The sequence below is a fragment of the Dysgonomonas sp. BGC7 genome (genome assembly GCF_001261735.1).
In the GTDB taxonomy this organism is placed as follows: domain Bacteria; phylum Bacteroidota; class Bacteroidia; order Bacteroidales; family Dysgonomonadaceae; genus Dysgonomonas.
Map to the genome: position 1 here is coordinate 197959 of NZ_CVRP01000013.1, position 13108 is coordinate 211066.

13 protein-coding genes are annotated in these 13108 nt (G+C 31.4%); 12 read left to right on the plus strand and 1 reads right to left on the minus strand.

Annotated elements, in window-relative coordinates; genetic code table 11:
* Nucleotides 1-227: 227 nt before the first annotated feature.
* The 7 genes from BGC7_RS13070 to BGC7_RS13105 all read left to right on the plus strand — a co-directional run bounded on the left by BGC7_RS13070 (nucleotide 228) and on the right by BGC7_RS13105 (nucleotide 5308).
* Nucleotides 228-1199 carry a bifunctional helix-turn-helix transcriptional regulator/GNAT family N-acetyltransferase gene (locus BGC7_RS13070; RefSeq protein ID WP_050702042.1) on the plus strand — a complete coding sequence of 324 codons (972 nt, stop codon included), beginning with the start codon at nucleotides 228-230 and terminating at the stop codon, nucleotides 1197-1199.
* Nucleotides 1196-1519 (plus strand): cupin domain-containing protein, encoded by a 324-nt coding sequence (locus tag BGC7_RS13075; protein WP_050702043.1) that lies wholly within the window; start codon nucleotides 1196-1198, stop codon nucleotides 1517-1519. Before BGC7_RS13070 ends, BGC7_RS13075 begins: the two co-directional genes overlap by 4 nt.
* 17 nt (nucleotides 1520-1536) lie before the next feature.
* Complete coding sequence (gene panB / locus BGC7_RS13080; RefSeq protein ID WP_050702044.1) at nucleotides 1537-2358, plus strand: 3-methyl-2-oxobutanoate hydroxymethyltransferase; 822 nt, start codon at nucleotides 1537-1539, stop codon at nucleotides 2356-2358.
* Nucleotides 2359-2721: 363 nt separating this feature from the next.
* Complete coding sequence (locus tag BGC7_RS13090; RefSeq protein ID WP_242034352.1) at nucleotides 2722-3096, plus strand: RteC domain-containing protein; 375 nt, start codon at nucleotides 2722-2724, stop codon at nucleotides 3094-3096.
* Nucleotides 3097-3253: 157 nt separating this feature from the next.
* Nucleotides 3254-3589 carry a helix-turn-helix domain-containing protein gene (locus BGC7_RS13095; RefSeq protein ID WP_050702082.1) on the plus strand — a complete coding sequence of 112 codons (336 nt, stop codon included), beginning with the start codon at nucleotides 3254-3256 and terminating at the stop codon, nucleotides 3587-3589.
* Nucleotides 3590-3893: 304 nt separating this feature from the next.
* Nucleotides 3894-4481 (plus strand): BfmA/BtgA family mobilization protein, encoded by a 588-nt coding sequence (locus BGC7_RS13100; protein ID WP_050702083.1) that lies wholly within the window; start codon nucleotides 3894-3896, stop codon nucleotides 4479-4481.
* An 8-nt stretch (nucleotides 4482-4489) separates the two neighbouring features.
* On the plus strand, nucleotides 4490-5308 hold the full coding sequence (locus tag BGC7_RS13105) for a DUF5712 family protein (RefSeq protein WP_082206723.1): 819 nt from the start codon (nucleotides 4490-4492) through the stop codon (nucleotides 5306-5308).
* Nucleotides 5309-5371: 63 nt separating this feature from the next.
* On the opposite strand, the gene BGC7_RS13110 is transcribed toward BGC7_RS13105, so the two are convergent.
* Nucleotides 5372-6940 carry a reverse transcriptase domain-containing protein gene (locus tag BGC7_RS13110; RefSeq protein ID WP_157258722.1) on the minus strand — a complete coding sequence of 523 codons (1569 nt, stop codon included), beginning with the start codon at nucleotides 6938-6940 and terminating at the stop codon, nucleotides 5372-5374.
* 753 nt (nucleotides 6941-7693) lie between these two features.
* Between BGC7_RS13110 and BGC7_RS13115 the strand changes: the two genes are divergently transcribed.
* The 5 genes from BGC7_RS13115 to BGC7_RS13135 are packed head-to-tail and all read left to right on the plus strand — an operon-like array spanning nucleotide 7694 to nucleotide 13108.
* A complete protein-coding gene (locus BGC7_RS13115; protein WP_050702049.1) occupies nucleotides 7694-7969 on the plus strand; it encodes a helix-turn-helix domain-containing protein in 276 nt (91 codons plus the stop codon).
* Nucleotides 7970-7973: 4 nt separating this feature from the next.
* Nucleotides 7974-8270, plus strand: coding sequence for a helix-turn-helix domain-containing protein (locus BGC7_RS13120; RefSeq protein WP_050702050.1), 297 nt, complete (start codon nucleotides 7974-7976; stop codon nucleotides 8268-8270).
* Nucleotides 8271-8328: 58 nt separating this feature from the next.
* On the plus strand, nucleotides 8329-10155 hold the full coding sequence (locus BGC7_RS13125) for an AAA family ATPase (RefSeq protein ID WP_050702051.1): 1827 nt from the start codon (nucleotides 8329-8331) through the stop codon (nucleotides 10153-10155).
* On the plus strand, nucleotides 10142-11014 hold the full coding sequence (locus BGC7_RS13130) for an HNH endonuclease family protein (RefSeq protein WP_050702052.1): 873 nt from the start codon (nucleotides 10142-10144) through the stop codon (nucleotides 11012-11014). The genes BGC7_RS13125 and BGC7_RS13130 overlap by 14 nt, the downstream gene beginning before the upstream one ends.
* 60 nt (nucleotides 11015-11074) lie before the next feature.
* On the plus strand, nucleotides 11075-13108 hold the full coding sequence (locus BGC7_RS13135; RefSeq protein ID WP_050702053.1) for a DUF4365 domain-containing protein: 2034 nt from the start codon (nucleotides 11075-11077) through the stop codon (nucleotides 13106-13108).

Consider the following 13108-nt stretch of genomic DNA (forward strand, 5'->3'; position numbering starts at 1 on the left):
TCAGGCTCTCCGAGTTTGAATAAATAATCTTCCTTTCTGCGAAAGAGTATTATTTATCAAAACCTTGCTTTTATTATTCTCTTTTTAAATGGGGTGTTTATCAGTTGAAAAGAAAAAATAATATTCAATATTTAAAAATAAATCTTCCGACTTCTTTGTGTAAAATAAAATACTATTTAAATTTGCGTAATCGATTACGTATTTAATTACATTATAAATTATTTAGTATGGAGTTTTTTGACAAATTAGGGATAATGGCTATCGGTAGTAGACTGCGGATGCTAACTGATATAATAACCGAAGATGCTTCACAAATATATCAGCTCTATGGTATGGATTTTAAGGCTAAATGGTTTCCCGTATTCTTTCTTTTGTCCGATGGTAACCCACGTACAATAACAGGAATAGCCGAGGAAATAGGGCACTCTCACCCTTCGGTAAGTACAATCATACGGGAAATGTCAGCCAAAGGACTTGTTCAGGAAAGTAAAGACAAAGCCGACGGACGACGGAATATGGTTAAGCTATCAAAAAAAGGTCAGGAGGCAGTCGCCCCAATGCATATTACACTTGAGGATGTAGGAACAGCAGTAGAAGCTATATCTAAAGAAGCTAAACACAATCTTTGGAAAGCGATAGAGGAATGGGAGTATTTATTAGCTGAAAAACCTCTATTACAGCGAGTGAAAGAGGAGAAAAGAGTTAGGGAAAGTCAGAATATTACTATTGTTCCCTATACAGCTTGTTATCAGCCTATTTTTAGAGGTTTAAATGAAGAATGGATTACTGCGCATTGGAAGATGGAGGATGCTGATTATAAAGCATTGGATCATCCACAAGAATATATATTGGACAAAGGGGGATATATTTTTGTTGCTCTTTATAAAAATGAGCCTGTCGGCGTTTGTGCCTTATATAAGATGGATGACCCAGTTTACGATTATGAATTGGCAAAATATGCTGTCGGCCCTAAAGCCCAAGGCAAAGGAATCGGTGTATTACTATGTAAAACAGCGATAAACAAAGCAAGAGAATTAGGAGCAAAAGCAATCTTCCTAGAAAGTAATACAATTTTAAAGCCTGCTATTCGCATATATAGAAAGTTAGGATTTAAAGAGTTAGCTGAATATCATACAGCTTATGAAAGAGGAGACATACAAATGGAATTAATATTAAACAATAAAAATATCGAACAATGAAAAATATCGTAAAAAAAGATAATGCAGTTAATAGACAGTTTCTAGGTGTGGATTTCGTAGTACTTTCTATCGGTAAAGATACAATGGTTACAAAAATGCTTTATAAAACGACAGATAATGTCACTCCACATAGGCATCCTAATGAACAAAGCGGTTATGTTGTTTCAGGTAAATATAAGTTGACATTTGAAGGAAAAGAATATTTATTGAAAGAAGGAGATGCTTATTCAATCCCTGCTAATATTGAGCATTCAATGCAAATTATAGAAGCAGGAGAAGTTGTAGATGTGTTCTCTCCAATAAGGCAAGACTATTTATAAGGAAGGATAGAAATAATATGTCTACATACATAGAAGAAAAAAGAAAAGTTACCTCTCATATATTATGGGAGATGAAACAAAGAGGAGAAAAAATCAGTATGCTAACCGCATATGATTATTCTATGGCAAGAATAATAGATCAAGCAGGGATTGATTGTATCTTGATTGGAGACTCAGCGTCCAATACAATGGCAGGCAATGCAACCACACTTCCTATTACTCTAGATCAAATGATATACCATGCTAAGTGTGTTGTACAAGGGGTAGAGAATGCATTTGTCATTGCCGATATGCCTTTTGGAACATGTTCTGGAGACTCGCTTAAGTCACTAAGCTCTGCAATTAGAATGATGAAAGAAACAGGTGTTAATGCCATTAAGATAGAAGGAGGGAAAGAAATTCAGGAAGATATTAGAAAAATAATTGATGCAGGTATTCCAGTTATGGCTCACTTAGGCTTGATGCCTCAATCTATCAATAAATATGGTACGTATGGTATCAGAGCTAAAGATGAGAAAGAAGCCAACAAGCTAATAGAAGATTGCTTATTAATGGAAGAACTTGGCTGTTTTGGGATTTTGTTAGAGAAAATACCTGCAAGTCTTGCTTCGATAATATCTCGGAAAATTAAAATTCCAACAATAGGAATTGGCGCAGGGAATGGAACTGATGGACAAGTGCTTGTCATACAGGATGCCATGGGTATGAATAAAAATTTTGCCCCTAAATTTGTAAGAAGATATGCTGATCTCGAATCTATAATGAGAGAGGCAACTTTGAATTATATTCAAGATGTTAAAACATCTTCTTTTCCAAACGAATCAGAAAGTTATAAATAAGAATACATAAACTCATTTGCCCTTCTGATAAAAGAGGGGCATTTTTATATATAAGAATAATTCAAAACCAGAACAGGAAAATCAGTCACAACATATAAAATTCACCAATATTTTTTATGCCTATGAATGATTTCGTTAAAACAGAGTTATTCAATCTTCTGATTAATTTCTCTCCGAAAATTACTAACCATGAAATGCAATTTGCTTATGAAAGCTTTGTAAAAGAAGTATTAACCTTAAATCAATGCGAAACAGACTATTCCGTAGTCTTTCGAAAATTGAATTTGACTCGTATAGAGTTCCAATCATTGCAAGCACAAATTTTATACGAGCAGGGGGAAAAATGCCCTGAAAAATCTCTATTTGCAGAAAGCTATTTCTATTATTGACTCTGAGCTTGTATTATTAGAGACAAAACTTGCCCATCCTGAACAATTTGTAAAAGATCAGATTTTTAAATCTGATCTGCATATAATCCCTAAGTCAAAAGACTTGGGGATTGTCGCATTGGCTGAGATTGTTGAAAGCCTGTATCTAAGTAAGGAAGTATTGAACAATAATGGTAAACCCGCAAGCAAAAGTCAGATTGGAAATAAATTTGAACTGATATTTAATGTTTCTTTTGGTGATATCTCAGACAAAACCAGTGAAATATATAAACGAAAACCATTCAACAGAACGAAAGCCCTTGATTTCCTTCGCAATATGATAATTCGCAAGGACAAAGAAACAAGATGAAAAATAATGAATTTATAACACATTGTATATGAACATATTTCAAACAATCATTAGAGGGGTAGTTAACTATCCCTCTATTTTTCTGTCTCCAATTGTCAGTTCTTTGCTTTACCAATCGATTGGAATTAATCAGAATATTAATTTCAAAAAAAGAATTATGTACTTAGACAATGAAGACTTCATCCAATGGATGGAAAAGCTCAACAAGAAGCTCACAACTATAGGTAGCGATTTGAAAGCAGTAATCGCAACAGGAGAAGCATTTACCAATGATGATAAATTGTTGGATAATCAAGACCTCGCTTTTCTTCTTAAAGTATCATATCGAACACTCCAAAGATATCGGGATAGTGGTCAACTTCGCTATTTCCTCGTCAGGCGAAAGACATTTTATCGTATGGCTGATGTAAAAGAGTTTATCCAATCCTATGCTTCAAAAAATGAAGTTGTGATGTTCAACAAAGGCATAGAAGATAGCAAAACCTTGAAATGATTCTGCATTTACTGATCTAAGCAGAATAGTGCAAAAGGGAGAGGGCTATGTTTAGTCCATGCCCCTCCCTAAAGGCTCCGCATTTAGCAGAAACACCCTCGCTCAACCGCTTCGGATTGTTTAGCTAAATTGAGCAAGAGGGAACTGGACTATCGTCCTGTTCTCCTCTTGCCCTTCGGGGCAAAGCCTTCGGCTTTAGTGCTTTAACCAAAAGCACTGTTATAACACTTGCTATAACTGGAATTGATAGATAATTCTATCTAAGCAAGTTAGATATATGAATAACTATAAAATAGTTATAACTATGACCAAACAGAATCGAAATATTGTATTTACTACAATAGCCATAGACAAAGAAACAGATAGAATTATAGAAAAGCTTTGTAAACGCTATTCGCTGAAAAAAGGAGAAATTACAAAACTAGCTTTTCAGTATCTGGATAAGACAAATATCAATCCGAGCGAAGCTCCCGAATCAACAAAAGCCGAACTAAGGAAGATAAACAAACGGCAAGACGACTTGATTCGTTTTATACGACACTACGAAGAGGAACAACTTAACCCTATGATCCGAACAAGTAATTCGATTGCAACAAGGTTTGATAATATTGTCAAATCAATGGAAAATATCATTCTCTCTCATCTTAAAGCTAATCAAGAAGGGCAGAGCAATCTGCTAAAGATATTGAGTGAGAAGTTTACAGGGCATGCAGATGCGATTAACAATCAAGGGAAACAGTTATCAGCAATCTATAAGAATCAGCAGAAGGATAATAAGAAACTTCTACAACTTATCAGCCTATATTCGGAACTAGCCACAGCTAGACTAATGGATGGAAAACGAAAGGAAAACTTGAAAACAGAGATAACGAATCTCATAAATGAACAATAACACAAAAAATGAATATCGATTTTCCACCACCATCCAACGGAATATATAATAATGCAGGCAGTTGTAGAAAGCTTTGTAGTTATCTCGAACACGAGGATTTAGAACGGATAGAGAAAGGTATTTATACTGAAGGATTTTTCAATCTGACAGAAGAAAACTTGTATAAATCACAAGTTATAAAGGATATTGACAGCAACAAAGCTCAATTACTCAAAACCGATGCTAAATTTTATGCTATCCACATCAGTCCATCGGCTAAGGAACTACAAGCAATGGGTAGCACCGAACAGGAGCAAGCCGAAGCCATGAGAAGATATATTCGGGAAGTTTTTATTCCCGAATACGCCAAGAACTTCAATAAAGGCTTATCGGCAGAAGATATTAAGTTTTATGGCAAGATTCACTTTAATAGGAATAGGTCAGATAACAATGAGGGTAATATGCATTGCCATATTATTGTCAGCAGAAAAGATCAATCGAATAAGAAAAAATTATCACCCTTAACCAATCATAAGAACACGAAGAAGGGAACTGTTAAGGGAGGTTTTGATAGGGCTAATCTTTTTCAACAAGCGGAAAAGGGTTTTGATAAGTTATTTAACTATGACCGCCCACTGAACGAGAGCTTTGAATGTTATAATGCTATGAAGAGTGGAAGCATCCAAAAACAAATCAAAATGCAAGAACGAATGGATGAATTAACTAATTCAGTACAACATGACGACATGAATTCAGTAAGTCAGTACAACAGTGAATCAGTAAGTAAGTCGGATAAACAGGAAAAACAAGAAGAAAATAAGAAACGGAATAGAGGATTAAAGTTCTAATTTTCAATGTGTCAAAGTTATTTCAATTTCAATCTAAACAATCTTATATTCTGCAAAAAAATATTAATCATTCAGCGTTGATAGTGTTGGAGAGGATGAGATATTTTGATTTAATTTTCGCCTCAAAATTGGCAAATGCCTTTTCAGTTGCCTTTTAATAGCAGGCTCTTCCATTGTTGCCGAAGCTCTATTCACATAAGAAATGTAATTACCCCAAGTTTTTCTACCTATATAATAATTCTGAATTTTCCCTGAAGAATCTCTCATTTGTTTATATACTTTCTTTCTTTTTGCACCATATGAAGTAAATCGTTTAAATAGCTGGTTTCGAAATATATGTCCTTTAGATTTATTATTAATACTTTCAGAATAGAATTTACTCCTTTTGATTGCTCTATTCATTCTGCTATAAAAACCGGCAATACTCGCACTCTTTAATAGAATTCTTTGTCCATCAAATTCAAATCCTAAATATTCAATTTTATTTTTGAAAGGATATTTTAATCCTCTACATACAAAATGACCTTCATTATTCTTTTGTAATAAATATTCTTTTTCTTTTTCCTCTTGTATATTAAGCCTTAAACGTTCGATAGAATTCTTTAATAATTCACGAACAATATCTTTATACTCCTTATTACAAACAATAATAATATCATCTGAATATCTCCTGTATAGCCCTCCAATGCTAGATAAGTATTCTACTATTTTCTGGTCAAAATCAAGCATATAAATATTTGCTAAGACAGCACTAATAGGTAAGCCTTGTGGAATACCTTTCTTTCGTTTACTTTTTATTTCATCAACTATTTCAAATCGATTATCATATATAAGCCTTTTGTTCTTTATTTCTTTTAAATCTTTTCTTTCACAAAAAGCGATCGCATGTTTTTTATTACTATATAAATAATTTATTTTTTTTATTCGCCTGCTTATTCTTTCAGAGGATGATTTGTTTTTGTTGCAGATAATTCGATCTTTAAATAAATTGAAAAGTTCTTCCTCTTTTACATACGAGTACATTGTCGCATTTTTAAAAACCGTATAATGATGATTTGGTAATGTATCTTTAAAATCGCATACATTAATCCAAGCCTTTTTTAGCAAATTATGGTCTAGACTATTAAAAAAATTAGAAATATCATAAACTCCTACGAACAATTCGTTTTCCTCTGATTGTTTTATAAATTGGAATGCATCTCTTGCAAACTCAATATTACATTTGTTTTTATCTAAATCAGGTCTTGATTTATCAATGGGTACTTTTCGATAAGCGACTATACAATCATCTAATAAGTTATTTGTCTTTAAAATATTTTCATATTTATCCTGTATAAATTCTGCATAATATTTATAAATTATAGCATCTAAATGACAGGCATAACAAATTTCTCTTTCTTTAACTGGTAAACGAGATTTTCTTGTTTCATATCCTTCTATATATTTCTTTCTATATCGTGAAGTCGTAATTATACGCTGAATTAGGGGCATAAATGAATGAGAAGAAACAAATTGTTTATTTTGTACTGCTTCACATATCCACTTTTTCTTTTGTTTTTCGGTAGGGGGAACTCCTATGTGTAAATACCGCTTAGTATCCCACCAATGTTTTTCATATATATTTCTTGCCATAATCATAAAAAGAAAGCTGAGGATAGGAGCATTAATAGCAAATGCAAGATAGATACACGACATAATTTCCATAAAAAATGAAAAAATACCACTCCTTATGTGTTAGAATCTTATTCATATCTTTATCAACTCTAATAACTTATACTACGATGAACGTTAATATAAATATCATAGGTACGATTACGATAGAATCTTCTGACTTCTTGATAGGAAGCTTGTTAACCTTAGCTTGTTCTCATGAGACGATGCCACGTGATTACAATCATGTTGTCAAAGCTTGCCTCTTTAGAAGTTAAGCCTTATAGACTATTTTCTATAAGCATATTAACAAAAATCTAAAACACGCATAAAGCTTTCGGCAAAAACCTTTTTCTCTTCTCAGCTTTCTTCTTTCAAATATAATTATTTTTTGCTTAACGATTAAATATTTAACTCGTTACTATTATTTACCAATAACCCAACAATTCAGTTTATCATACAGAAAGCTAAAAGATAAATAAATAAAGAGTCAAAGATCTAGTTATCAATACATAAAAAATCTCTTCAAGATTTAGTTATTCCGCTTATGATTACCTTGCCGTTTGGAGAGGAGATAACCACTTGTCTAATACTAATTTTTGATGAGTAAAGCCGCTCATTACCACTTACTGCCTCTACTCCTCATTCCCTCAAATCAATAAATATTTTCTATTTGTTTGTAAGTAAGTCATTGCAATGAAAATAGATTAAACAAAATTTAAAAGAATATTTGATATGAAAATTATAGCAATAGAAGAAAAGACTTATCAACTTATGAAAGCTAAACTAAAAGAATTCTCTCTTCAACTAAGGGAGTTATGTGGAAAAAGGGAAAATAAAGACGAATGGTTTGATAATCAAGAAGTCTGTCAATTACTCAAAATCTCTAAACGTACATTACAAACCTATCGAGATAATGGAACACTAGCCCATTCTCAAATTGGCTATAAGTGCTACTACAAAAAGGTAGACATAGAAAAACTAATTGAAGCATCGATCATAAAAAAGTAAGTATATGGAAATAAAAGATTGTAAGTCGGAAGATATTATTTTATTTTTTGAAAATCTAGATGAACTACTCAATTCCTTAAGAGAAGCTTTCGAAAACAATACGCCTACATTAAATGGAGAAAGATATTTAACCAATAATGAAGTATCAGATATGCTTCATATTTCTCAACGTACTTTACAAGATTGGAGAGGTAATGGGCGGATTGCATATATACAGATTAGTGGGAAGGTGTTGTATAAGGAAAGTGATGTATTAAAGTTGTTGGAGGAGAATTATTATAATCAAAACATAAATAAATAATCAGTATCAGGTTCAAATATTATTTATCTTTGATAGATAAGAATAACAGATTGATACTATGGGATTATTATACTTGTATATTGAAGATGACGGGAAAAATATAAAGGACTGCGAATTTAATTTCTCTCCTGAATTTACCTTTTCGTTTGATCGAAAAGGTAAGATTATATCTATTACGTATAAGGATAATTATATTCCTAACTTTTGGGGTGTAGAAAATATAACCAATATTACTGCTGTTATTGGTAGAAATGGAGCTGGAAAAAGTAATCTTTTTAATTATTTAGTAAATAATATTACGTTCAGTAATACATCTTCTATTTACATATTTAAGAAAGATGATGAAGTTCAAGTGTTTGCAGATGATAATATTAAGATTAATGCATTAATAAAAGAAAAGATAACTATAATTACATCTACTAATGATATAATACATGAAAATTTGATCCATCCTATTATTTATTATAGCTCTAGTTTCTTTCAAGAGATTTATCTAGACGAATTTAGAAATAAATCATCAGTAAATTTGTCTCTAAAGAGTTTATTAAATATTGCAATGCAAAATCATTCTATATTTGGAACAGATGCAGGTAGTTATATGTTCTCAAATGGTAAAATGATATCTTTAGGAGGAGCCTTATATTATTACAAATATGAAAGTACGCTGAGGCATATAAACTTAATTAATGCTTATCCCCAATTAAATATTGAAGATATTAATATCCCAAAACTTTGTAGAATCCAAACAATAAGACCAACCTTTAATCGAAAGGTAAAACAATCTAAACAGCTATTGACTAAAGTAGAGAAATATGGACAATTATTTCTTAACAGTTACACTACAGAAAAAGAGAGAGAAGATAATTATAAAGCTTTTTGGTATCAAGCTTTATTCTTTGAATTATATACTTATTGTTTAGATATGGGATTTGAACAAGAGGCTGAAAGCTTTATAAATGCAGAAAAAGCTCTTCACTATAGAACATTCACTTACTTATTTTACAACAATATTTCTTTAATTAATAATGATACAAAAGAAATAAATGATTTATTCTTGAAATTGGATATTATCTTAGATAATATTCACACAAAACCAGAACAAAATCTTTCAGAATCAATATTGTCTATTAAGGATGCACAAGAAGTCTTGACTGTATATTCCCTTTTGTTATTCAAATTTTACAAAAATATTGCAGATAAATATTCATATAGAGAAACTTCTCGAAAAGAGTTATATTTTGAACAATGTTTCAAAGTTGCATGGGAATACCCCTTGTCATCAGGTGAAGAATCCTATCTTGATTTCTTCGCAAATCTGCATTATGCTAAATCACAGATAAATAATGATGCTAAACGTCTCACAATAATATTAGATGAGCCTGAGTTATCACTACATCCAGAGCTTCAAAGAAAATTTATAAATATTCTTATTTCAATATGTCATATCGTATTTTCTAATTTTGAACTGCAAATTCTATTGGCTTCTCATTCTCCTATTCTGCTTTCTGATTTTCCCAAAAACAATGTTATATTTTTAGATAAAAATGAAGATGGAACATGTAGAGTTGTTGACTCAATAAGTAGAGACAATACTTTCGGTGCTAACATACATACATTATACAAAAACAGTTTTTTTATTAAAGGCTTACCCATAGGAGAGTTCGCAAAGAAAAAAATAAATAAGTTATTTGATGAATTAGAGAATGGACAGATAAGATCTACTACTTTAAAAGAAATACAATTAGTTGGTGAACCCTTGTTGAAAGATCAATTAATGAAGTTATATAAATATTGTGAAGGGATACCAGAAAATATGAATAAACGAATTGCTGAGCTTGAAAGGGAAATAGAAACTCTAAAAAAAAGGATTGATGATCAAAATTGAACATAGTAACTTAAACGAAGTCGCTTTGCAATACTTGGAGCGGATTAAGTCTCGAGAAAGACGGAAAGGAGAAGACACTCTTAAGTCTCATTATATTGAGAACATTGAGTCATTTATATTAGCCTTACCTACCGAGTTTGCCCAAATAAATGAAGAGTTTGCTGAACTATATCATCTTGAAGGAAAAGATTCTTTCAAACATTTCAATATGTATATGGAAAATCAGTATAGAGTAATGTGCTGTGAGGATGGTTATTGGCTATCAAAACAACTAAATATAAATACTTGTCCATATTGTAATAGACAATATACGTTCACAATAGATAGAAAGAAGAAAGCAAGACCACAGTTTGATCATTTTTTATCAAAATCAGCGTATCCACATTTAGCCCTTTCATTTTATAATCTTATACCTTGCTGCTCAATATGTAATCATATTAAATCTGATGATGAGACAAAATTACTACATCCTTATTTTGAGGGATTTGGAGATAATTTTAACTTTAATATAAATCACAGAGATTACATACTAAATGAGACTCAAATCAATGTAATGTTTAACCCAACAGAAGGATGCACAGAAGACTTTATCGAAAAATGTAAAAACAATGTAAAAACCTTTGCTCTGCAAGAATTATATCAACAACATGTTGATTATATTGCAGAGGTTATAGATAAAGCTTATGCGTATAATAAAGCTTATTATATTGGGCTTGTTGAGGATTTCTCTAAACTAGGTAAGACTCCATCTGAGATCAATAAATTGATATTTGGAAATTATATTGATAAATCTGAAAACCAAAAACGCCCTTTATCTAAATTGACTAGTGATTTGTTAAAAGATGTTGGATTGAAATAGCTTCAAGAGGATACATATCTAACTAATTAAAAGATTATACTTATGAGTATTCTACATAACATGAAATTACCTAAAACATCGAAGCAAGAAGAACTAGAACAATTGTCAAAAGATAGGTTACGCCCTCTTTTCTCTCATGCTTCTTTCGAAATCAGAGAAGAAGTCTATAGAGATAAAGGGATAGATCTAACTATAGAGTTAAAGCACAATAACTTTTATACAAATTTTAGATTTCTCATTCAATTGAAATCTACAGAATCTAAGAGTCCGAACAAAGATGATTCTTATAGTTGGCAAATAGATACTTCAAATATTCAATATCTGTTAAATGGAGGTTTGCCAGCTTATTATATTTGTTATGTAAAATCGATAGATAAATTTTATGTAAAACAACTAAATGAATTTGTCAGAGAGCTATCATTAATTAATGATGAATGGCACAATCAAGAATCCCATACTCTACGAATTGATAGAGTCTTAAATGATGAGTTGATTAAATCTATTTATGACGAGGTTAAAACAAGATGCGAGGCTTCAAGGATATTAAATGATAGGTTACATATAACATCACATGATAAAGAATCTCGCAAAGTACATATAACCTCAGACTATGATATAACAGATGAAGCATCTATTATTGAGTATATAGAAATATTTGGTATTGAATTATGTAATCAGGGTAAGTCTAGTTTGGTTGTGTCTTTAAGCGAAAAGGTTACAGATACTCCTAAGAGCACGCAATACTATGCAACAGTTGGTGTCGCACATTACCATTCCTCCAATTACTTTGAAGCTTTATCTTATTTCAGAAAGTCAAAAGTAAATAGAAGTGACACAGGTATTAAAGAGAATGATTACATTACGTTATTTGAAGCAAAGGCAAAATTTGCAATTGGTATTTTATCTTATCAAGAATATAAAGAAATATTAAAATCTTTAGAGAACTCAAAATTTTTATCAGAGTACACTAAAACGATGGTTGTAGTAAACAATTATTTAAGTAACATTGATTCAGAGGATAGCTTTCCTAAATTCAGGGAGGAAATCGTTAAAATAGGAGAAGATTACTCAATAAGCGAGAACGCTCGTTTTCAGGCAAAATGTGAGTATTTATATTATTGGGGTGATTATCTTAATACGCAATATATACAGAATGTAGCCATGATCAATGCAATTGAAGAGTTTGATGAGCAAATTAACTCTTCAATTCGTCAAAAGTTTATTAATGGATGGGGACAGATTTACCTTGAATGGGAATCATATCTTAAGAAATTGGAAGAGGAATTACACGAAGCTGATAATTTTGTATCTATAGGAATCTGTAAACTACAAGAAATGAAAATCCGTTTTCAAACTATTGTTAGCGTTCAGACAATTAAGTTTGAATTAAAAAATTCAAACTTAAAGTTATTGCAAGATATTGATCAAGATGATGCTTTAATTACTATTTCAAATAATGCTGCAAACATAGCAAAGAGATTTCATGAAAAAGGATATGTTGATAACGCAATAGTTGCATTATCTCTGAGATATGAAGTGTTGAAATATCAACATAAGAATGACAATGCTGAAGCTATAAAAAGTGAGATTTTATCTCTGATTGAAGAACATTCTTTAAAAGAATCTCTGACAAAAGTATCGCACTTGTTTAATCAAGGGGGATACCACGATATGTTGATAAAGATGCTAAATGATAAGGTAATTAAGCGCAAAAATGATATAGAAGAATACAAAAATCTGGTAAAAGAAATGGAAGAACTGGATGATAAGGAAGAACAAGATAGTGCAAATACCAATAAAGAAGACCTTTGTTATATTCAATTGTTTCCTATTGGACATTTTGGTATTCCAGAAAGTCGATTGGATGGCTTTCTCGATATTTTAGCAATTGATAGTTATAAGCTTGTAAAAGCTCTGAAATCAATGATGGAGAACAGAATAATACCAGTCATCAATATCTTTAAACGGGATATCAAAGAGGAAGGCTATGGAGGAGGAATGTATGATGACGAAGGGATTGAAAGTTGGAGAAGAATTCGAGATATAAGAGCTAAACTTTTTGAGGCTAAATTTAAAAGACAAAATATAAGATGA